General features: G+C 65.5%; 18 protein-coding genes and 2 rRNA genes. 7 read left to right on the top strand and 13 right to left on the bottom strand.

The features are described 5' to 3' along the window. Positions 1 to 85: 85 nt before the first annotated feature. From ACQ5DX_RS24995 to ACQ5DX_RS24985, 3 genes are all read left to right on the top strand, one after another. Positions 86 to 715 carry a superoxide dismutase gene (locus tag ACQ5DX_RS24995; RefSeq protein WP_430335160.1) on the top strand — a complete coding sequence of 210 codons (630 nt, stop codon included), beginning with the start codon at positions 86 to 88 and terminating at the stop codon, positions 713 to 715. Between the two features lie 151 nt (positions 716 to 866). After that, positions 867 to 2,291 (top strand): FAD-binding protein, encoded by a 1,425-nt coding sequence (locus ACQ5DX_RS24990; protein WP_430335159.1) that lies wholly within the window; start codon positions 867 to 869, stop codon positions 2,289 to 2,291. Further along, positions 2,288 to 3,049: a decaprenylphospho-beta-D-erythro-pentofuranosid-2-ulose 2-reductase gene (locus tag ACQ5DX_RS24985; RefSeq protein WP_430335158.1), complete on the top strand. Its 762-nt coding sequence runs from the start codon at positions 2,288 to 2,290 to the stop codon at positions 3,047 to 3,049. The genes ACQ5DX_RS24990 and ACQ5DX_RS24985 overlap by 4 nt, the downstream gene beginning before the upstream one ends. 79 nt (positions 3,050 to 3,128) lie before the next feature. On the opposite strand, the gene ACQ5DX_RS24980 is transcribed toward ACQ5DX_RS24985, so the two are convergent. Genes ACQ5DX_RS24980 through ACQ5DX_RS24945 form a run of 8 tightly spaced genes read right to left on the bottom strand, consistent with a single transcriptional unit; the run spans position 3,129 to position 11,136 of the window. Beyond that, a complete protein-coding gene (locus ACQ5DX_RS24980) occupies positions 3,129 to 4,025 on the bottom strand; it encodes a TIGR03619 family F420-dependent LLM class oxidoreductase (RefSeq protein ID WP_430335157.1) in 897 nt (298 codons plus the stop codon). A gap of 11 nt (positions 4,026 to 4,036) precedes the next feature. Continuing rightward, on the bottom strand, positions 4,037 to 5,098 hold the full coding sequence (locus ACQ5DX_RS24975; protein WP_430335156.1) for a DUF1214 domain-containing protein: 1,062 nt from the start codon (positions 5,096 to 5,098) through the stop codon (positions 4,037 to 4,039). A gap of 41 nt (positions 5,099 to 5,139) precedes the next feature. After that, complete coding sequence (locus ACQ5DX_RS24970) at positions 5,140 to 6,285, bottom strand: sulfotransferase family protein (RefSeq protein WP_430335155.1); 1,146 nt, start codon at positions 6,283 to 6,285, stop codon at positions 5,140 to 5,142. A gap of 23 nt (positions 6,286 to 6,308) precedes the next feature. Continuing rightward, positions 6,309 to 7,127 carry an SDR family oxidoreductase gene (locus tag ACQ5DX_RS24965; RefSeq protein ID WP_430335154.1) on the bottom strand — a complete coding sequence of 273 codons (819 nt, stop codon included), beginning with the start codon at positions 7,125 to 7,127 and terminating at the stop codon, positions 6,309 to 6,311. Continuing rightward, positions 7,124 to 7,483, bottom strand: coding sequence for a nuclear transport factor 2 family protein (locus ACQ5DX_RS24960; protein ID WP_430335153.1), 360 nt, complete (start codon positions 7,481 to 7,483; stop codon positions 7,124 to 7,126). The genes ACQ5DX_RS24965 and ACQ5DX_RS24960 overlap by 4 nt, the downstream gene beginning before the upstream one ends. Positions 7,484 to 7,541: 58 nt before the next feature. Then, entirely contained in the window at positions 7,542 to 9,443 is a 1,902-nt protein-coding gene (gene cysN / locus ACQ5DX_RS24955) for a sulfate adenylyltransferase subunit CysN (protein ID WP_430335152.1), read from the bottom strand. Beyond that, entirely contained in the window at positions 9,443 to 10,348 is a 906-nt protein-coding gene (gene cysD / locus ACQ5DX_RS24950; RefSeq protein ID WP_430335151.1) for a sulfate adenylyltransferase subunit CysD, read from the bottom strand. Before cysD ends, cysN begins: the two co-directional genes overlap by 1 nt. Further along, complete coding sequence (locus ACQ5DX_RS24945; protein WP_430335150.1) at positions 10,345 to 11,136, bottom strand: 3'(2'),5'-bisphosphate nucleotidase CysQ; 792 nt, start codon at positions 11,134 to 11,136, stop codon at positions 10,345 to 10,347. The genes cysD and ACQ5DX_RS24945 overlap by 4 nt, the downstream gene beginning before the upstream one ends. 121 nt (positions 11,137 to 11,257) lie before the next feature. On the opposite strand from ACQ5DX_RS24945, the gene ACQ5DX_RS24940 reads away from it, so the two are divergent. Further along, positions 11,258 to 11,884, top strand: a complete 627-nt coding sequence (locus ACQ5DX_RS24940; RefSeq protein ID WP_430335149.1) for a TetR/AcrR family transcriptional regulator — start codon at positions 11,258 to 11,260, stop codon at positions 11,882 to 11,884. Between the two features lie 33 nt (positions 11,885 to 11,917). Here the strand turns inward: ACQ5DX_RS24940 and ACQ5DX_RS24935 are convergent, their stop codons facing one another. Both ACQ5DX_RS24935 and ACQ5DX_RS24930 read right to left on the bottom strand, forming a co-directional pair. Next, a complete protein-coding gene (locus ACQ5DX_RS24935) occupies positions 11,918 to 12,322 on the bottom strand; it encodes a DUF4259 domain-containing protein (RefSeq protein ID WP_430335148.1) in 405 nt (134 codons plus the stop codon). A 47-nt stretch (positions 12,323 to 12,369) separates the two neighbouring features. Further along, complete coding sequence (locus tag ACQ5DX_RS24930) at positions 12,370 to 13,263, bottom strand: alpha/beta fold hydrolase (RefSeq protein ID WP_430335147.1); 894 nt, start codon at positions 13,261 to 13,263, stop codon at positions 12,370 to 12,372. Between the two features lie 132 nt (positions 13,264 to 13,395). Between ACQ5DX_RS24930 and ACQ5DX_RS24925 the strand changes: the two genes are divergently transcribed. Beyond that, a complete protein-coding gene (locus ACQ5DX_RS24925) occupies positions 13,396 to 15,243 on the top strand; it encodes a galactan 5-O-arabinofuranosyltransferase (RefSeq protein ID WP_430335792.1) in 1,848 nt (615 codons plus the stop codon). Position 15,244: 1 nt separating this feature from the next. Here ACQ5DX_RS24925 and ACQ5DX_RS24920 read toward each other — a convergent pair whose 3' ends face one another. Continuing rightward, positions 15,245 to 16,663 (bottom strand): FUSC family protein, encoded by a 1,419-nt coding sequence (locus ACQ5DX_RS24920; protein WP_430335146.1) that lies wholly within the window; start codon positions 16,661 to 16,663, stop codon positions 15,245 to 15,247. A 76-nt stretch (positions 16,664 to 16,739) separates the two neighbouring features. Here ACQ5DX_RS24920 and ACQ5DX_RS24915 point away from each other — a divergent pair, with 76 nt between their 5' ends. Beyond that, positions 16,740 to 17,255 (top strand): MarR family winged helix-turn-helix transcriptional regulator, encoded by a 516-nt coding sequence (locus tag ACQ5DX_RS24915; protein WP_430335145.1) that lies wholly within the window; start codon positions 16,740 to 16,742, stop codon positions 17,253 to 17,255. Between the two features lie 180 nt (positions 17,256 to 17,435). Further along, positions 17,436 to 18,392, top strand: coding sequence for a patatin-like phospholipase family protein (locus ACQ5DX_RS24910; RefSeq protein WP_430335144.1), 957 nt, complete (start codon positions 17,436 to 17,438; stop codon positions 18,390 to 18,392). Between the two features lie 122 nt (positions 18,393 to 18,514). On the opposite strand, the gene rrf is transcribed toward ACQ5DX_RS24910, so the two are convergent. Further along, positions 18,515 to 18,631 (bottom strand): 5S ribosomal RNA (gene rrf / locus ACQ5DX_RS24905). A gap of 131 nt (positions 18,632 to 18,762) precedes the next feature. Further along, positions 18,763 to 21,892: ribosomal RNA gene (locus ACQ5DX_RS24900) — 23S ribosomal RNA — on the bottom strand. Positions 21,893 to 21,907: the final 15 nt, after the last annotated feature.

Raw genomic sequence — 21,907 nt, 5'->3', positions numbered from 1 at the left:
CCCGAACAGCCGCCCCGACGTAACTCGGTGACGTCCCACACAACCGATAGACCTCGAGTGCGCTCGAGGTTGCAAGATCAACGGCATGACCGTTTACACGCTGCCCGATCTCCCCTACGACTACGCCGCCCTCGAGCCCCACATCTCCGGCAAGATCATGGAGCTCCACCACGACAAGCACCACGCCGCGTACGTCGCCGGCGCCAACGCCGCCCTCGACAAGCTCGCCGAGCTGCGCGAGGCCGACGCCGTCGCACCCGTGGTCAACCTGCACGAGAAGAACCTCGCGTTCCACCTCGGCGGCCACACCAACCACTCCGTCTTCTGGAACAACCTGAGCCCGGAGGGTGGCGACAAGCCCGAAGGCGAACTCGCCGCCGCGATCGACGACTTCTTCGGCAGCTTCGACGCCTTCCGCGCCCACTTCTCCGCCAACGCCAACGGCATCCAGGGCTCCGGCTGGTCCATCCTCGCCTGGGACTCCATCGGACAGCGCCTGATCATCGTCCAGCTCTACGACCAGCAGGGCAACATCAGCATCGGCCTGACCCCCCTGCTCATGCTCGACATGTGGGAACACGCCTTCTACCTCGACTACCAGAACGTCAAGGGCGACTACGTCAACGCCTTCTGGAACATCGTCAACTGGGCCGACGTCGCCGACCGCTTCGCCAAGGCCCGCACCCAGACCGCCGGACTCATCGTCCCCGCCTGATCTGTTCCCCCTTCCCCCGCGTTTTGCGCACTTGTCGCGGTTCCCGAGCCCGGGAAACGCCCGATAAGTGCGCAAAACGCGGGTAAAGAAGTTGTGGATCGGCGCACTCTTTTCGGAGTGGCGCCCTTACCGCCAGGTAGCCTCGTAGCCGATGTCCGAGACAGCAGACGAGACGGCGCACGAGCCGCTCCCCACGCAGACCCGCACCCTCACCGGATGGGGACGCACCGCGCCCACCACCGCCCAGGTGCTGTCCACGCCCGACGTCGAGGTGATCGCCAAGGCGGTCGCCCAGGTGGCGGAGCAGAACGAGTCGAAGCCGTCGCACCTGCGACGCGGCGTCATCGCGCGCGGCCTGGGCCGCTCGTACGGCGACCCGGCGCAGAACGCGGGCGGACTCGTCGTCGACATGAACGCGCTGAAGCGGATCCACAACATCGACGCCCACAGCCGACTGGTGACGGTCGACGCCGGCGTCAACCTGGATCAGCTGATGCGCGCGGCCCTGCCGTTCGGTCTGTGGGTGCCGGTGCTGCCGGGTACCCGCCAGGTCACGGTCGGCGGCGCCATCGCGTCCGACATCCACGGCAAGAACCACCACAGCGCCGGTAGCTTCGGCAACCACGTGCGCTCGATGGATCTGCTCACGGCAGACGGCCAGGTCCGCACCCTCACGCCGGCCGGTCGGAACTCGAAGCTGTTCTGGGCCACGGTCGGTGGCATGGGCCTGACGGGCATCATCCTCAAGGCCACGATCGAGATGACGGCGACGGAGACCGCGTACTTCATCGCGGACAGCCGGCGCACCGCCGACCTGGACGAGACCATCGCGCTGCACAGCGACGGCAGCGAGAACAACTACGACTACTCGAGCGCCTGGTTCGACGCGATCTCGCCCGAACCGAAGCTGGGCCGGGCGGCGGTCTCGCGGGGCAGTCTGGCCAAGCTCGACCAGCTCCCGAAGAAGCTGCAGAAGGACCCGCTCAAGTTCGACGCGCCGACGCTGCTGACGCTGCCCGACGTCTTCCCGAACGGGCTCGCGAACAAGTTCAACTTCTCGGTGATCGGTGAGCTGTACTACCGCAAGACCAAGAACGCGGACAACCAGATCCAGAATCTGACGTCGTTCTACCACCCGCTCGATCTCTTCGGCGAGTGGAACCGCGGCTACGGATCCAACGGATTCCTGCAGTACCAGTTCGTGGTGCCGCCGGAGGCCGTGGGCGAGTTCAAGCAGATCATCCGCGACATCCAGGCGTCGGGACACCACTCGTTCCTCAACGTCTTCAAGCTGTTCGGCGAGGGCAACAAGGCGCCGCTGAGCTTCCCGATGGCCGGGTGGAACATCTGCGTCGACTTCCGAATCAAGCCGGGCCTGAACGAGTTCGTGAGCGAACTCGACAAGCGCGTGCTCGAGTTCGGCGGCCGCCTGTACACCGCGAAGGACTCGCGGACCACGGCCGAGACGTTCCACGCCATGTACCCCCGGATCAACGAGTGGATCAAGGTCCGCCGATCCGTCGACCCCACAGGCGTTTTCGCCTCCGACATGTCCAGAAGGTTGGAACTGCAGTGATCAACGCCGTCGGAAATCCCCAGACCCTGCTGCTGCTCGGTGGCACGTCCGAGATCGGCCTGGCGATCTGCGAGGAGTACCTGAAGAAGTCGCCGCTGCGAGTGATTCTCGCTGCGCTGCCGAATGATCCGGGCCGCGACGCTGCCGTCGCCCAGATGAAGGCCGCGGGCGCCACGCAGGTCGATCTGGTCGACTTCGACGCGCTCGACACCGAGAGCCACCCCAAGGTGATCGACGAGGCGTGGTCCAAGGGCGATGTGGACGTCGCGATCGTCGCGTTCGCGCTCGACGGCGACGCCGAGGAATTGTGGCAGAACCAGCGCAAGGCCGTGCTGGTCGCGAACGTCAACTACACCGCGTCCGTCTCGGTCGGCGTGCTGCTCGGCGAGAAGATGAAGGCGCAGGGCTTCGGCCGCATCGTCGCGATGTCGTCCGTGGCGGGCGAGCGCGTCAAGCGCGCCAACTTCGTCTACGGCTCCACCAAGGCCGGCCTCGACGGCTTCTACCTCGGCCTCGGCGAGGCCCTGGCCCCGTTCGGCCCCAAGGTCACCGTCGTCCGACCGGGCATGGTGCGCACCAAGTTCAGCGCGCACGTCAAGGAAGCCCCGCTGACGGTGAACAAGGAAGACGTCGCCGCGCTCGCGGTGGCCGCGTCCGACAAGGGCAAGGAAATCGTCTGGACTCCGGGTCCGTGGCGCTTCGTGATGATGGCGCTGCGCCACGTCCCGCGCGCGATCTTCCGCAAGCTGCCGATCTAGTATCGCCCGCGAACCCCTGAACGGGAGTTCACGGCACACCTTCGAACTCGAAGCGTGTGGTGAACTCCCGTTCGGCGTTTCAGTGGGCGGCGGCTTCCTCGCGTGCGACCGCGATGACCTCGTCCGCGAACCGGCGGATCGCGTCGAGCCGCGCCGTCCGACTCGTGAAGTCGGCACCGTAGAGGTACCAGGGTGAGACGCGGCACTCGGTGACGCCGATGTCGGCCAGCGCCCGGTACCCGTCGAGGTCCCGCACCCCCGTGGGCGACACGTTGATCTCGAAAGGTTCTTCGGCACGGCCGTATTCGGCCCGCAGTTCACCCAGACGGGCGATCGCGGTGGTGAGTTCGTCGACGCCGACGTTGACGGAGATCCACCCGTCGGCCAGGCGGGCGGCGCGCCGCAGGCCCGGCTCGCTGTGGCCGCCGACGTAGATCGGCACCGGCCGATCCGGGGCCGGGCTGATCATGAGCCGGTCGAAGTCGTAGTGCTTGCCGTGGAATTCGACCCACTCGGGTCCGTTCCCCGCGCACACGGCCTTGACGATCTGGATCGCCTCGTCCGTGCGGGCACCCCGGGTCCGCATCTCGGTGCCGGTGAACCGGAACTCCTCCGGGATCCACGACAGGCCCACGCCGACCGCGATCCGGTCGCCCGACATCACCGCCATCGTCGAGATCTGCTTCGCGGTGAGCAGCGGGTCGCGCAGCGGCAGCTTGAGCACGTTCGTGTAGAACGTCAGGCGCTCGGTCACCGCCGCCATCGCCGTCATCGCGATGAAGGGATCCGGCATCGGCGTCTCGGGTGCCCACATGCGTTTGCCGTCAGGCGAATACGGGTAGTCGGCCGACACAGTCTCCGGGTAGAACACCGAGTCGGGCATCGCGATCGAGTCGAATCCGACCTCCTCCGCGACCCGCGCCAGCTCGCACAGGTCCCAGGCGTCGATCATCGCCGCCGCGAGCGACCACTTCATCGCGCCGACGCTCACAGCTTCACGACCTTGGACGTCGGGATCGGGTGCGAGTCCGCCTTGATCCAGCGCATCGCCCAGGTCCCCTCGGTGTGCGCGTCGGTGCTGATCCAGTTGCCGTAGCCGGGGTCCTCGGCCGACACCACGATCGTCAGCGTCCCGTCGTCGTTCAGCTTCGCGGTGTGGTTGTTGATGTATATGTTCGTCCGGTTGTAGTCGAGGGACTCCACCCAGAAGTTCTGCAGCACGAAGTTGAAGTACTCGCAGTTCGGGACCTCGGTCTCGATGACCCAGGCCTCGTCGTCGGCGAGCTTCCAGTACCCGTGCAGGTAGAAGATCGTCGGGTCGCCGCCGGCGTTCTGGAAGTAGTCCTGGCCCCAGTCGAAGATCTCGTTGGTGTGCGGCTGGAACTTTCGTGACCACTCGAGGAAGGTGTTCGCGGTGCCGCGGACCATGCCGACGGCCTTGGTGAGCCTCTCCCCCATCTCCTCGGAACTCAGCGGCACGAATTCGCCGTCGGGATTCAGGCATTCGATGGACAGCTCGGCGGGAATCTCCTTGCGGCGATCCTGGTACGTCTGCCGGACGGAGATGAGGTTGCTGTCGGGGGCGAGCGGCAGCCACGCCCCGCTCTCCGGCTTGTCGACGCTCGCGATGAACTCGAAGCGACCGTGCTCGTCGCATTCGAGATCGTGGATGTGCAGATCGCCGGTCTGCAGCATGGTGCCGTCGATGTGGTACCGGTTGACTCGCGAACCGAAGGTAACCAACGGAATCGTGTTGCGGACACCGGTGATTCGGTACGTGTACTTCCCCGAGATGTTGGCGCGCATGTACATGTTGTCGGGGTTGTCCGCGCCGATCTTCGTCATCATGTTCGGGTTGGGCGCCGAACTGAACTGCGGCCACCGCGGATCGGTGTACTCGACGCAGTTGATGGTGGCGTAACGCAGCAGTCGGGTCAGGTAGCGGACGCCCTCGGCCTGTGTCAGCGGGTCCTGCGGAACGATCTCATCCTGCAGGATGTCGCCGGTCGCGAGGAGATCGGCACAGAACTTCTCCCAGGTGGCATTCATGGTGAGTTTCCTTGTTCTGGTTGGTTGTTCGGGCGTGGGGGTCAGACGAGGCCGGCGAATCGGGCGTCGACCTCGGCGGCGGTCACCCCGAAGTCCTCGAGCGAGTACTGATGCGACGGGCGCCGGTGCTCGGCGAGGCTGCCCTGATGCGACGTCTCGACGGCGCGCTGCGCCTCCTCGGTGAAGGGCAGCGAGAACTGCGAGTAGATCTTCTCGACGGTTCCGATCGGGTCGGCGACGAAGTCCTTGTAGTCCACGTCGACGAACTGGTCCGGGTTGTAGCGGGCCCGCGCACGGTTGAAGTTCTCGCTGCCCCGCGCCCACAGGTCCAGCTGGGTGCGCCCTATGGCCTCCCGGTCGAACGCGTTCGACATGTCGTGCTTGCCCTGCTCGGCGAGGCTGAACGTCGACGCCATCGAGGTCCGCGGGTCACGGAACGTGCGAACGATGAGCGCGTCCGGGAAGACCTTCATGATCTCGTCGATCGCGAAGACATGACTCGGGCTCTTGAGCACCCACCGACGATCCGGGTCGTTCATCCCGATCATTTGCAGGTTCTTCTTGTACCGCGCGTACGTCTCGGTCCAGTCTTGCTGCGCCAACCACTTCGAGTAGGCCGGCACGTACGACACGCACTCGAACGAGATCGAGAACATCGTCTGCTGCAGCAGTCGCCAGCACTCCTCGGCCTCTTCCGCGCCCATGAAGTGCACCTTCATGAGATCCGGCTCGTTCTGCTGGCGGGCTCGGTAGAACGCGTCCGCGCGGAGGAAATCCTCATTCTCCGACCACTTCTCGCGCGCTGGTCGGGGCTGTGGGGTCTCCGCGAGCCACATCTCGATGCCCTGGTGCATCGGGTCGGCACTCAGCAACCGCTGGAGAGCGGTACTGCCGGTGCGCGTGATTCCGGAGACGAAGATGGGGCGCTCGATCGGAACGTCGACGTGCTCCGGGTAACGCGCGAACCCGGCCTCGCTGATCGCGCGGCCGGAGAGCGCACCGACGATCATCTTGCGCGCGATCACCTTTCCGTGCGGCGTCAGGTCCGCCTCGTTCTCGAACGAGTCGAGCAGTACCTGCAGGCCTTCCAGGTACTCGTCGCTGCCGAAGTCGTCGAGCCCGGTCGCCTCCCTCGCCGCCTGGTGCAACTCCTCGATCGAGCCCACGCCGTCGCTGTGCTGTGTCATCTGTACTTCCTTGTGAGAGAGGATCAGTTGTGCGTGTGCCCGCAGTTGACGTCCAAACACTGCCCGGTGATCGCTCGCGCGAAGTCGGATGCGAGGAACACCACCGTGTTCGCGATGTCGTCGGGTTCGGGCAGTCGACGCAGATCGGTGTCCGCGGCCACCTCGTCGTAGACCTGTTGGAAGGGGACGCCGCGCTGCGCCGCCTGCTTCTCGAACATCCGCTTGACCGAGTCCGCCCAGATGTACCCCGGCGCCACCGAATTCACGCGCACACCGAGCGGGCCGAGTTCCACCGACAGGCTGCGGGCGAGGGCCAGCAGTCCCGCCTTCATGATCCGGTAGGCGCCGAAGTTCGGCAGTTGATTGCGCAGCACCATGGAGTTGATCAGCACCACCGAGCCCTGCGACTCGATCAGGGCGGGCGCCAGCTTCCGGGTCAGGTCGAGCGCGGCGAGCAGGTTGATGTCCATGCCCTGGCGGACCGAGTCGAACTCCGCGTCCAGCAGCCGCTCGTGGGGCGGCTGGACGAAGGCGTTGTTGACGAGCGCGTCGACCCGGCCGAACTCCGAGACCACGGCGTCCGCGAGCGCGGACACCGAATCTCCGTCCGTCAGATCCGTCGGCACGCACAGTGCCGTGCCGCCGAGCGCATGCACCTCGTCCGCCACCGCAGTCAGACGGGACTCGGTCCGCGCCGCGAGGACCACTTTCGCTCCGGCCATCGCACTGCGCACCGCGATCGACCGGCCCAGGCCCGGACCCACACCCGACACCACGACCACCTTGCCGTCGAGCATCGGCAGCGACTTCGGCGTCGTCCCCACGGTCAACTCTGCGGTCATACCGTCGCCTCCGGGTCCAGAACGACACTGAGCGAGACGATCTTGCAGTTCTCGTCGAACTCGAAGAGATCTGTGGACGCGAAGTCCGGTACGCCCTCACTGTGGACGCGCACCTGCATGGCGGCGAACCGGCCGGTCACGGTGATCGGCGACAGCAGCGACACCGTGAACGGGATCTTCGCGTTCTTCTCGTCGAACGCCCGGATCTCGTCGAGTCCGCGGTAGGTCCTGGCGCCGAGGGGTTCGTGCTGGACGGCCCCCTCCGCGAACAACCCCACCAGTTTGTCGACGTCGTGGTTGCCCAGGTGTTCGATGTACGACTCCACCGCGGCACAGATTTCGCTTCGACTCGGCAAGAACTGCTCCTTCGTCTGTCGGTTGAACTTTCGGTGTAGTGCTGAGGGAAACCTCGAATCAGTCGATAACCCCACGGTCACGGAGGAACTCGATGATCCGCTCGGTGGCCTGCTCGGGCGAGGTGGTCGTGGTGTCGATGCGGAGGTCCGGGGACGTGGGCGGCTCGTACGGCGAGTCGATGCCGGTGAAGTTGGTCAGCTCGCCCCGCCGCGCCTTCTTGTAGAGCCCCTTGGGGTCCCTCTCCTCGGCGACGTCGATGGGGGTGTCGACGAACACCTCGCAGAATCGGTCCTCGCCGACCAGTTCGCGGGCGGCCTCGCGTTCGGTGCGGAACGGAGAGATGAAGGACGCCAACACGATCAGTCCGGCGTCGGCCATGAGCCGCGCGACCTCGGTGACCCGCCGGATGTTCTCGACCCGATCGGCCTCGGTGAAGCCCAGGTCGCGGTTGAGGCCGTGCCGGACGTTGTCGCCGTCGAGCAGGTACGTGTGGCAGCCGAGCGCGTAGAGGCGGCGCTCGAGTTCATTGGCGATGGTCGACTTGCCCGAGCCGGAGAGCCCGGTGAACCAGAGGATCTGCGGCTTGTGCCCGTTCAGCGTCGCACGCGCCTGCTCGTTGATGTCCACGGCCTGCCAGTGGATGTTGTCCGAGCGCCGCAGCGAGTGGCGGATGAGGCCCGCGCCGACGGTCGTGTTCGTCAGCCGGTCGATCAGGATGAAGCCGCCCATGTCACGGTTGTCCGTGTACGCGTCGAACGGGACCGGACGGTCGAAGCTGATGTTGCACACGCCGATCTCGTTGAGCGCCAGCGTGTTCGTGGCGGTCTGCTCGAGTGTGTTGACGTTGACCTTGTACTTGGGCCGGGTGATGCGGGCCTGGACCGTCATCGTGCCGATCTGGCACAGGTAGGGGCGCTCGGGCAGCATGTCGGCCTCGCCCATCCACACCACCTGCGCCTCGAACTGGTCCGCCACCCCGGGAAGGGCCTCGGCCGCAACGAGGACGTCGCCCCGGCTGATGTCGATCTCGTCGGCCAGGGTGATGGTGACCGACCGACCAGCCACCGCCTCGTCGAGGTCGCCGTCCATCGTGACGATCCGGTCGACCGTGGATTCCTTGCCGCTGGGCAGCACCCGAACCCGATCGCCGGGGCGCACCACGCCGCCCACGATCTGCCCCGAGAACCCGCGGAAGTCCAGATCCGGCCGGTTCACCCACTGCACCGGCATCCGGAACGGTGCGCTCCGGAGCTCGTCCTCGATCTCGACCGTCTCGAGATGATCGATCAGCGTCGGACCCTGATACCACGGCGTGTTCGGGCTCGACTCGGTGAGATTGTCACCGACATACGCGGACATGGGGATTGCGACGACGTGTTCGAGGCCGATCTCGGCCGCGAACGAGTTGTACTCGTCGGCGATGCGCTCGAACACCTCCTGCGAGTAGTCGACGAGATCGAGCTTGTTGACCGCGAGCACCACGTGCCGGATACCGAGCAGGGAGACGAGGTAGGAGTGCCGGCGGGTCTGGGTGAGCACCCCCTTGCGGGCGTCGATCAGGATCACCGCGAGTTCCGCCGTCGAGGCACCCGTGACCATGTTGCGCGTGTACTGCTCGTGGCCCGGGGTGTCGGCGACGACGAACTTGCGCCGCTCGGTGGTGAAGTAGCGGTACGCGACGTCGATCGTGATGCCCTGCTCGCGCTCGGCCGCCAGACCGTCGACGAGCAACGCGAAGTCGAGACCCTCGCCCTGCGTGCCCACCTTCTTCGAGTCGCTCTCGAGGGCACTCAACTGGTCCTCGAAGACGAGCTTCGACTCGTACAGCAGCCGGCCGATCAGCGTGCTCTTGCCGTCGTCGACACTGCCGCACGTGATGAAGCGCAGCATGCTCTTGTTCGCGTGCCGCTCGAGGTACTGCTCGATGTCGTCGGCGATCAGGTTGGACGAGTGGGCCATCAGAAGTACCCCTCCTGCTTCTTCTTCTCCATCGAGGCACTGCTGTCGTGGTCGATCACGCGTCCCTGACGCTCGGACGTGGTGGTCAGCAGCATCTCCTGGATGACGTCGGTCAATGTCGTGGCCGTGGACTCGACGGCGCCGGTCAGCGGGTAGCACCCGAGCGTCCGGAACCGGACACTCTTGAGCTCCGGAACCTCGCCGGGCCGCAGCGGCATCCGGTCGTCGTCGACCATGATGAGCGTGCCGTCGCGTTCCACGACGGGCCGCTCGGCCGCGAAGTAGAGCGGCACGATCGGGATGTTCTCCTGCCGGATGTATTCCCAGACATCGAGTTCCGTCCAGTTCGACAGCGGGAACACCCGCAGCGTCTCGCCGGGCGACTTCCGGACGTTGTACATCCGCCACAGCTCGGGGCGCTGCCGCTTGGGATCCCAGCGGTGCTCGGCGGACCGAACCGAGAACACCCGCTCCTTGGCGCGCGACTTCTCCTCGTCCCGGCGCGCGCCACCGAACGCGGCGTCGAACTTGTGGAGGTCGAGGGCCTGCTTGAGGCCCTCGGTCTTCCACATGTCGGTGTGGGCCGACGACCCGTGCGTGAACGGGTTGATCCCCTTCTCCACGCATTCCGGGTTCCGATAGACGATGAGATCGAAATCCCCTGCCTCCGCGCTCTTGTCGCGGAGCTCGTACATGTCGCGGAACTTCCACGTCGTGTCCACGTGCAGCAGCGGGAACGGCAGCCTCGACGGGTAGAACGCCTTGCGCGCAAGGTGCAGCATCACCGCGCTGTCCTTGCCGACCGAGTACAGCATCACGGGGTTCTCGCTCTCCGCGACGGCTTCCCGCATGATGTGGATGCTCTCGGCCTCGAGTCGTTCGAGGTGGGTCAGCGCACGTGTCATCGTGCCAGTACCTCCAGTACAGTGCCGGCCAGTTCGGGGCGGCAGATCAGCAGATCGGGCAACCAGGGGTTCTCCCGGTTGTAGACGAGTTCGGAGCCGTCGATCCGCGAAACATGCAGTCCCGCAGCGCGAGCCACCGCGACCGGTGCCGCCGAGTCCCATTCGTACTGGCCGCCGACGTGGGCGTAGACGTCGACGTCGCCGCGGACCACCGCCATCGCCTTGGCACCGGCCGAACCCATCTCGACCAGTTCGGCACCGAGCGCGTCGGCCATCGCCATGACGGGTTCGGGACGGCGGGTTCGGCTCACGACCACCTTGGGGGCACCGCCCGACGGTGCCGCCGGCGTCGGCGCGTCCGAGGTCGAGTACGTGACGCCGGGCGCCGGCATCGCGACCGCACCCACCGTCAGTCGTCCGCGCTCGACGAGCGCGACGTGGACGGCCCAGTCGGCACGGCCGAGTTCGCCGAACTCCCGGGTGCCGTCGAGAGGATCGACGATCCACACTCGCTCCGCGCCGATCCGCGCGAGGTCGTCGGCGCCCTCCTCGGAGAGCACCGAATCGCCCGGGAAGCGGTCGGCGAGCGCGCCGACGATGTATTCGTGGCTGAGCCGATCGGCTGCGCGACGGATCTCCGCCGGGTCGGCGTCGGCCACGGCCAGCTTCTGCCGGTGGTCGAGCAGCAATCTTCCAGCCTCGGTTGCGATCTCGACTGCGGCGTGCCCGTCGCCGTCCCGCCCGGTCGCGAGGTCGACGGTCTTCTCGGTCACGGCTCGATTCGTCATGAGAGTGACTGTAACCACAGAATGAACATCGTTCAATCCCAGAACGAACATTGTTCATTCTTTGCTGCGTGTTGCCGTGCCGGAGCTTGGTCCCCGCCCGCTACCCGGCTACGGTGGTGCGATGGGTGAATCGAACGGAGGGTCGATCTACGGCGACGCGGAGGCTCGGCGACGCAGGACGCTCGACGCTGCCGCGGCGCTGCTGGACGAGGGCGGCTACTCCGCTCTGACCATCCGGTCCGTCGCGAAGCGCTCGGGCACGAGCACCGGACTGATCTACCAGTACTTCGCGGACAAGCAGGAGATCTTCATGGCTCTCCTGAACGAAAGCCAGCTCGAGTCAACGGCATTCGTTGCCGGACTCGCCCGCGACCGCGGGGTCACGGCGCTGCTCACCGAGGTGATCGCCGAGTCTGCCCGCCAGTGGGGCCGCGTCGGACGCGTGACGTCGATCTGGCGCGACACCGACGGCTCGACCGGTCCGGACCGCGAATCGATCCGAGAGGTGCACCGAACAGCGGCGCTCTACAACGAGGAACTCCTCAGGGCCGTCACCGAGGCCGCCCTGAAGGAGGGCCGGACACTGCTCGACGACGACGCGGCCCTCCCGTTCCTGCTGTCGGGGCTGCAGGGCGTGGCCGACACGATCGTGAACAACTGGGCTTCGCACCTCGACCCGGCCGAGTTCGCGTCTTTCTCCGCGGCCGCGCTCACGCGCGCGATCACGCTGACCGAACCGATCGACTGATCCCGTTCGCGCAGCGGGTGTGGCCCGACCGGATCAGCCCAACGGCCTGAGGCTCGCCAACCGGCTCGCGATCGGCGCCCGCCACTCCTCGAGATCCTCCGGACCGTTCTCGGCCCACAACTCGTGGAGTTCGGAGGTGTCACTGTCGGCGATCGCGCGCTCGAGCGTCGTGAGAATCCACGCGCGCTGCTCCGGGGTCAAGGACCCGACGTACACGGCCACGTCGATGCCGTCGAGCTCCTGGGACGCCGGACGGAGCCCGTGGGCCGCCGCGACGACCTCCGCGAGCGCGATGGCCGCCTGCGCGTCGTCGACCTCGAGGTACTCCTCGTCGACGTGCCCACAGAAATCGTCGATCTCGAAGTCACCGGCCCGCAGCGCCGCGAGCAGATCGCCCGCTCCGTCGTTCTCGAACGGTCCCGAACCCCACGTCCCCATCCCTGGCTCCTCCTGATCGGTGGGCCGCGCGGCCCGTCGCGCAGACCCTACGAGCGGCCGGTGACAATCCGCGCCGACTCCCACGCCGAGAGCACCGTGCGAATGCCGGCGACCAGTGCGAGCGGCTGATCGATCATCACGTGGTGACCGGCGTCGGGGATCTCGGCGACGATCGCCGACGGCCCGAACCGCTCGCGCATGTGCTCCATGAGCTCGTCGGAGACGATGCCGTGCTGCGCCCGAAAGAACGCGAGCGGGCACCGCGGCTCCGCAACCGCCAGCGTGTCGCCGCCGGTGCGGGTGAACATGGTCGGGTCGAACTTCCACGACCATCCGCCCTCGACAGCCATGAGCGACGTCTCGGCGACGTGCTCGCGCACACACGGCACGGCCGTCTCCTGAGGTGGGACGAACCGGAACCGCGCCAGCGCCTCCTCCCGGGTGGGATAGACCTTCTTGGGACCGAACGCCGCCTTGCGGCGGGCCGCCTCCTCCTCCGGGGTGCGCTGACGGATCGGCGAGTCGATGATCTGCACGCCGGCCAGCCGGTCCCCGTACAGGTGGGCCGCGACGAACGAGATGATGCCGCCCATGCTGTGCGCCACCAGCACCGGTCGCCCCTCGATGCCCGACGCCGACGCTACCGCGACGATCTCGTGGGCCCACTGGTCCAGCGAGTAGTGCTCGCGGGTGTCACTGTCGCCGTGCCCACTGAGATCGAGGGCGACCACGCGACGGTCCCCGGCGAGCTGCGGTCCGACGTGATCCCACCAGCGCGAGTGGGCGGCACCGCCGTGCACCAGCACGATGCCCGGTCGGCCGGGTTCGCCCCACGCCCGGAACCGGATGTCGGCGCCGTCGACCTCGACGCTGCCGGTGTCCACCGGGACCGTCAAGGCGTCACGGAACCACTGCGGAGTCTGCGGGCGCTCGTCACTCATTCCTCGAACCTACTGAAGACCGTTTCGGACACGACGCCCAAGTAAGCTCGGGCCGTGTCGCAATCAGGTGCAGCCCCCCTCGCAGAGCCGCGAGTCGCCCCTGCCCGACTGGCCGGCGGAACCGCAGCCGAGATGATCCTGGCGGGCATCGTGGCCGCGATCGTCGCCGCGGTGGGACTGTTCGCCTTCGGCCAGGTGTCGTGGCCGGCGTTCCCGTCGTCGAACGTCACGCAGGCCGTCACGACCGTGGGCCAGGTCGTCACGATCGCCGTACTTGCCTTGTGCGTGGTCCTCTTCCGTGCCCGGCGGTGGATCCGCGCGGCCACGGTGCTCTCGTGGGCCGGCCTGTCCGGGTTCGTCACGGTGACGCTCGGGATGCCGCTGAGCGCGACCAAGCTGTACCTGCACGGCATTTCGGTGGACCAGGAGTTCCGCACCGAATACCTCACGCGGCTCACCGATTCGGCCGCCCTGCACGACATGACCTATGCGGACCTGCCTCCCTACTATCCCGCAGGCTGGTTCTGGATCGGCGGACGCGTCGCGAACCTCCTCGGCATGGACGGCTGGGAGACGTTCAAGCCGTACGCGATCGGATCGATCGCGGTGGCAGCCGTCCTCGCGCTCGTGTTGTGGAACAAGCTGATTCGCGCAGACTGGGCCGTCGTGGTGGCGCTCGCGGGCGCAGCGTTGGTGGTCGCCTACGGGTCCGCGGAGCCGTACGGCGCCGTCATCGCGGTCCTCATCCCGCCGGTGCTCGTGCTCGCGTGGGGTGGTCTGCACCGCCCGGACAAGGCCGGTCGCGGCGGATGGGGCGCCGTCGTCGGCACTGGCGTGTTCCTCGGGCTCGCGGCCGCGTTCTACACGCTCTACCTGGGCCTGACCGCGTTCGCGGTGACATTGATGGCACTCGTCGCGGCAGTACTCGCGGTCCGCGCACAGGGGTCGTGGCGAGCGCTGCTCGATCCGCTGCTGCGACTGGCCGTGACCGCGGCGATCGCAGTCGCGATCGCGCTCATCGTGTGGCTGCCGTACCTGCTCGAGGCCGCGCAAGGGTCGCCGGCCGACAGCGGTACCGCGACCCACTACCTGCCCGACGCCGGTGCGCGCCTGCCACTTCCGATGTTCCAGTTCTCCATCGCCGGCGCGCTGTGCCTGCTGGGCACGATCTGGTTGGTGAGCCGCGCGACGTCGTCACGGCGTGCGCAGGCGCTCGGCATCGGGGTGCTCGCGATCTACCTGTGGTCGCTGATGTCGATGGCCTTCACCGTGCTCGGCGGCACCCTGCTCTCCTTCCGACTCGAGCCGGTGCTGATTCTGCTGCTCGGCACGGCGGGTGTCTTCGGCTTCTTCGAGTTCGCCCGCTGGCTCGTGCTCGCCACGAGCGAGAATCCCCGCGTCAAGGCCTCGGTCGTGGTGGTCGGGCTCGCCGGGTTGATCGCGTTCGTACAGAACATCCCTCAGGTGCTCGCGAGCGACATCACCGTGGCGTACACCGACACCGACGGCGACGGCGTCCGTGCCGACAAGCGCGGGCCCGGCGCGGCCGCGTACTACGGAGACGTGGACCGGATCATCATGGAACGCCGCCCCGGCGAACGCCACGACACCGTCGTCCTCACCTCGGACACGAGCTTCCTCAGCATCTACCCGTACTACGGATTCCAGGCGCTGACGTCGCACTACGCGAATCCGCTGGCGCAGTTCCGGGAACGCTCGGAGGCGATCGAGAGCTGGACCGAACTCGAGACGCCGGACCAGTTGGTGTCGGCACTCGACGGACTGCCGTGGCGTGCGCCGGACGTCTTCGTGTTCCGCAAGAGCGCCGACGGCTACACCCTCCGGCTCGCCGAGGACGTCTACCCGAACGATCCGAACGTCCGGCGCTACAGCATCACGTTCCCCAAGAAGCTGTTCGACGACCCGCGCTTCACCCTCGACGAAGCGGGACCGTTCGTAATCGTGACGCGTGCCGGCTGAGTCAGGCCAGATGGTGGCGGTCGGTCCGGCTCACGGTCACCGCGGCGACGACGACACCGATCACGACACCGATGAGCGTGTCGACGATCCGCGTCATCCCGGCCTCCGGCGAGATCGGTGAGGTGAATCCGGTCAGCACCAGCGCCATCGGCGTCACCGCGAGCGTGGTCAGGGCGTAGTTGACGACGACCATCAGTTCCGCTGCGGTCTGCAGGATCACGACCACGATCACCGCCTCCCAGTAGCCCAACGACAACGCGATCAGCCCGGCGGCGATGGCCGCGCCGGCCACATTGCCGAGTAGACGCTGAACGCCACGCTGGACGGTGTGGGTGTAGTTGAGGCCCTGCAGCGCGGCGATCGCGCCCATCGACGCCCACAGCGGGTGCTCGAAGCCGCAGGCCGACGCGATCCATCCCGCCGCCGCGGAGGCGATCATCGCCCGGAACGCGGTGTGGCGCAGCGTAGCCGACGTGATGTTGACACGCGCCGTCCTCAGCACCCGGGTGGGCGGCGGGAGCTCCGTGCGTGGCGACGGCCGGTCGCCCACACCTCCGAGAACGCTCGCCCGCTTGACCCTGCGCAGTTCCCGTTCGTGCTGCGCGATGTCTCGGATCAGGGCGTCGTCACCGTCGGCGACCCAGGCGTCGATCGCGTCGTCGGCAGCATCCAACAGCTTCGCGAGGTCGCTGCCGTGACCGTGCTCCGCTCGCGAACGACCGCTCGCCGCGAGCACCTCCCGCGCGCGATCGAGCGCCGCTCGTGCCGCGGGAATGCCCTCGGCCCCGGTACGTTCCAGCGATCCGACGACCACCAGGGCGCGTGCGGCGGCGAGACGCGCCGGCCCCAACGGCAGGACGAGACCCGGCAGCATCGCCGCGATCCACCCCACCAGCACACCCACGACGGCTGCAACCGTCACGGCGACGACGTCGCTCGCCGAGGTCGAGTATCCGGCGGCGCCAGTGGCAGCGAAGATCATGATGACCGGTCCGGGACCGATCAGATGGAAGGCATTGAGATATGCCGAGGCTACACCGGCCGCAAGCGACAGCGCACCGATGAGTGCCCAGGAGGACGGCCCGGCGGCCCCCAGCGCGCCACCGAACGCCACGAACACGACGAGTGCGATGCCCACGAGCGCGAGCTTGCCCGCCAAGCGCGGGTAGGGCTCATATCGTCCGAACGCCGCGGCGAGCGCACCCAGCGCCGCGAAGCCGGCAAGTTCCCGATAGCCGAGGAGCCCGCCGGCGACAAGCACGATGGCGGTGGCCAGTCCGACGCGGAGCGCCGGCGCGATGGTTGCGTCTGCCGCCCGCAGCTCGAACGCTCCCCGCCAGATCTTCGGCACGACGGCACGCACAAGAGCACCGCGTGCGTGGGCCAACCGAGTGGGCGTGGGGGCGTCGAGTGCAGTCACTGGCACCAGTGTACGCGCGTTATTTCACTAGTAAAATACTAATGAACAGAACACGTTGCCTGGCTAGGATGAGGTAGTGGATTCGACCGAAAGTCCTGATCGCGACTTCATCGACAAGGTTCGCCAGGAATGGACCCGCTCCTACCCGGACGTGGACTCGTCACCGATCGAGATCATGGGACGGATCACGCGAATCAGCTCGCAGGCACTCCATCAGCTCGACCGCTCCTTGGATTCGAGCGGCGTCTCTCGCGCCGAGTTCGAGGTGTTGTGCGCCCTGGCCCGCTGCGACCGACCGCTCAGAGCCAGCGAGGTCACGGCGGTCACCATGGTCAGCAGCGCTGCCACGACCAAGCATGCCGACCGCCTGGTGAAGCTGGGACTCGTGGAACGAAAGCGCTTCGAGCGCGACGGACGCGTCGTGCTCCTCCAGGTCACGGATGCGGGACGGGCCCTCGTCGACCGCGAGTTCCCAGGGCGAGTCGACCGAGATCGTCGGCTCCTCGAGGGACTCGACGCAGAGGAGCGCGAGGTACTGGCACGACTGTTGCGGCGGATCGCCCGCAACAGCGACGACGCCGATCGGATCTGATGCCGACTGCGCCCTCGCGCCGCCGGCGTGCTAGCGTCTTGGCGATCGTGGCCCGTCGGCAGGAGGTGAGACCCATGAACGCAGTATCCGCATTGGGTGCTCCCCTGCAGTCCACGATTCCGCGACCGATCTAGTCGCCACCGGGAGCGCCCGCCAGGCAATTCGCGAAAGGCGACTCCCATGAACACAACACCTTCTTCCCAGAATCAGCCGCAGGTCGACGCCACAGGACAGGCGGACACCTCGACCAAACGAGCCTTGGTTCTCGCCGGCGGCGGAGCGGCAGGCAATGCGTGGGCGCTCGGTCTCATCGCCGGCTTGTCCGACGCCGGGGTCGAGCTCACCGAGGCTGACCTCATCATCGGGACGTCGTCCGGATCGACGGTGGCGGCCCAGATCACCAGCGGGACACGGCCGGCCGAACTGTACGCCGCCATCCTCGCCGAGGTACCTCAGCAACATTCAGGCGCCGCCGCATCAGGCAGGGGACGCGGCCCGAAGTTCTCCGGGCCGAACTACATGGAGTGGTCGAACCAGATCATCGGTTCTGCCGAGGATGCGTCCGACATGCGCCGCAAGATGGGTGCCGCGGCGCTCGAAATGGATGTTTCCGACGGCTCGAGCCGCACGCGCTGGCGCGACATCGTCGCGGGCCGGCTTCCCAGTCAGCATTGGCCGCCACAGCCTGTGCTCATCGCGGCGGTCGATGCGCGGACCGGGGAGCCGGTCGTGTTCGATCGTCACAGCGGAATCGATCTGGTGGACGCCGTCGCCGCCAGCACCAGCAACGGCTTCGGGCCCTTCCCTCCCTACCGCATCGGCGAGAACCGATACATCAACGGCGGCTATCGACGCAATGAGAATGCCGATCTGGCGGCTGGATGCGGGCGGGTGCTGGTGCTGTCACCATTCGGTGGCAGGTCGCGGATGCCGCTGGAGTGGGGCATGGATCTCGCAACCCAAGTCGACGAGCTGCGCGCAGGTGGCAGCCGGGTCGAGACCGTCTTCCCGGACGGCGGCGCCGGTGACGTGTTCGACGCCAATGCGTTGGATCCATCGACGCGTCTGCAGGCCGCACGAGGAGGCTACGACCAAGGCCTAGCCCTCACGAAGTCGGTCGCCGAAATCTGGCACTGACGTCGGCGAAACCACCGGTTATCCGAAATGCCCCGGCGCGAACGCCCGGGGCATTTCGCCGGCGGATATGCGGAAACGCCGAAGGCCCCCACCATTGCTGGTGGGGGCCTTCGGGAAAGGATGTTCGGCGGTGTCCTACTCTCCCACACCCTGTCGAGTGCAGTACCATCGGCGCTGGAGGGCTTAGCTTCCGGGTTCGGAATGGGACCGGGCGTTTCCCCTCCGCTATGGCCGCCGTAACTCTATGAAACTGTCACACATTCAATTCCCCCGCCCGAACCACCCGCCGGCCACGAAGGCTTCGGGGTGTTGGGGGTGAATGGTATCTGTGTGTTGTTTCAGATACCGCACAGTGGACGCGTAGCTTCTTTGTGGTAAGTCCTCGGCCTATTAGTACCAGTCACCTCCATCCGTTACCGGACTTCCAGTTCTGGCCTATCAACCCGGTGGTCTGCCGGGGGCCTTACCCCCTCGAGGGGGTGAGAAACCTCATCTTGGAACAGGCTTCCCGCTTAGATGCTTTCAGCGGTTATCCCTTCCGAACGTAGCTAACCAGCAGTGCTCCTGGCGGAACAACTGGCACACCAGAGGTTCGTCCGTCCCGGTCCTCTCGTACTAGGGACAGCCTTCCTCAAGTTTCTAACGCGCGCGGCGGATAGAGACCGAACTGTCTCACGACGTTCTAAACCCAGCTCGCGTGCCGCTTTAATGGGCGAACAGCCCAACCCTTGGGACCTACTCCAGCCCCAGGATGCGACGAGCCGACATCGAGGTGCCAAACCATCCCGTCGATATGGACTCTTGGGGAAGATCAGCCTGTTATCCCCGGGGTACCTTTTATCCGTTGAGCGACACCGCTTCCACTTGCCGGTGCCGGATCACTAGTCCCGACTTTCGTCCCTGCTCGACCTGTCAGTCTCACAGTCAAGCTCCCTTGTGCACTTGCACTCGACACCTGATTGCCAACCAGGCTGAGGGAACCTTTGGGCGCCTCCGTTACATTTTGGGAGGCAACCGCCCCAGTTAAACTACCCACCAGGCACTGTCCCTGAACCAGATCATGGTCCGAGGTTAGATGTCCAATACGATCAGAGTGGTATTTCAACAACGACTCCACACACACTGGCGTGCATGCTTCACAGTCTCCCACCTATCCTACACAAACCGAACCGAACACCAATACCAAGCTATAGTGAAGGTCCCGGGGTCTTTTCGTCCTGCCGCGCGTAACGAGCATCTTTACTCGTAATGCAATTTCGCCGAGTCTGTGGTTGAGACAGCAGAGAAGTCGTTACGCCATTCGTGCAGGTCGGAACTTACCCGACAAGGAATTTCGCTACCTTAGGATGGTTATAGTTACCACCGCCGTTTACTGGGGCTTAAATTCTCAGCTTCGCCATTACTGGCTAACCGGTCCTCTTAACCTTCCAGCACCGGGCAGGCGTCAGTCCGTATACATCGTCTTACGACTTCGCACGGACCTGTGTTTTTAGTAAACAGTCGCTTCTCTCTGGTCTCTGCGGCCCCCACCAGCTCACGGAGCAAGTCCGATCACCAGCAGAGGCCCCCCTTCTCCCGAAGTTACGGGGGCATTTTGCCGAGTTCCTTAACCACAGTTATCTCGATCGCCTTAGTATTCTCTACCTGACCACCTGTGTCGGTTTGGGGTACGGGCCGTGTGAAAGCTCGCTAGAGGCTTTTCTCGGCAGCATAGGATCACTGAATTCGCCTCAATCGGCTACGCATCACGTCTCAGGCTACATGTGACCCGGATTTGCCTAGGTCACGCCCTACACGCTTACACCAGTATTACCACTGACTGGCTCAGCTACCTTCCTGCGTCACCCCATCGCTTGGCTACTACCAGATCGGTTCACGCGCATCCACCACCGGAGAACCCGAAGGTTCGAAGATGGCTTCAGGGCGCTTAGCATCACTGATTCACCAGGGGCGCGTTCACACGGGTACGGGAATATCAACCCGTTGTCCATCGACTACGCCTGTCGGCCTCGCCTTAGGTCCCGACTCACCCTGGGCGGATTAACCTGGCCCAGGAACCCTTGGTCATTCGGCGGACGAGTTTCTCACTCGTCTTTCGCTACTCATGCCTGCATTCTCACTCGTGCAGCCTCCACACCTGGATCACTCCGGCGCTTCCATGGCTGCACGACGCTCCCCTACCCATCCACACCACTGCCGGACGATCCGTAAACCATCCGGGGTGTTATGTGAATGCCGCGGCTTCGGCGGTGTACTTGAGCCCCGCTACATTGTCGGCGCAGGATCACTTGACCAGTGAGCTATTACGCACTCTTTCAAGGGTGGCTGCTTCTAAGCCAACCTCCTGGTTGTCTTCGCGACCCCACATCCTTTTCCACTTAGTACACGCTTAGGGGCCTTAGCCGGCGATCTGGGCTGTTTCCCTCTCGACTACGAAGCTTATCCCCCGCAGTCTCACTGCCGCGCTCTCACACTCTGGCATTCGGAGTTTGGCTGACGTCAGTAACCTTGTGGGGCCCATCGGCCATCCAGTAGCTCTACCTCCAGAGTGAAACACGCGACGCTGCACCTAAATGCATTTCGGGGAGAACCAGCTATCACGGAGTTTGATTGGCCTTTCACCCCTACCCACAGCTCATCCCCTCAGTTTTCAACCTAAGTGGGTTCGGGCCTCCACGACGTCTTACCGTCGCTTCACCCTGGCCATGGGTAGATCACTCCGCTTCGGGTCTAGAACATGCCACTGAAAACGCCCTATTCGGACTCGCTTTCGCTACGGCTACCCCACACGGGTTAACCTCGCGACATGCCGCTAACTCGCAGGCTCATTCTTCAAAAGGCACGCCATCACCCCCCACCCGAAGGTGCGAAGGCTCTGACGGATTGTAAGCGCACGGTTTCAGGTACTATTTCACTCCCCTCCCGGGGTACTTTTCATCTTTCCCTCACGGTACTAGTCCGCTATCGGTCACCAGGGAGTATTCAGGCTTATCGGGTGGTCCCGACAGATTCACAGCAGATTTCACGGGCCCGCTGCTACTCGGGTGTCCGTCACGACAGTCACCATGTTTTCGTCTACGGGACTCTCACCCTCTACGACAGGCCGTTCCAGACCACTTCGACTAACACGATGATTTCTTACTGTCGGCCAATCCGGCAGAATTGACAAGACGGATCCCACAACCCCACGAATGCAACGCCCGCCGGCTATCACACACCCATGGTTTAGCCTCTTCCGCTTTCGCTCGCCACTACTCACGGAATCACATGTTGTTTTCTCTTCCTGTGGGTACTGAGATGTTTCACTTCCCCACGTTCCCTCCACACGCCCTATATATTCAGGCGCGGGTAACCACACATCACTGTGGCTGGGTTTCCCCATTCGGAAATCCTCGGATCTCAGCTCGGTTGACAGCTCCCCGAGGCTTATCGCAGCCTCCTACGTCCTTCATCGGCTCCTGGTGCCAAGACATCCACCGTACGCTCTTAAACACTTACAACAAAGATGCTCGCGT

The organism is Rhodococcus sp. ACT016 (assembly GCF_050477185.1).
Lineage (GTDB): Bacteria > Actinomycetota > Actinomycetes > Mycobacteriales > Mycobacteriaceae > Prescottella.
This window is presented reverse-complemented; position numbering and strand designations above follow the sequence as displayed.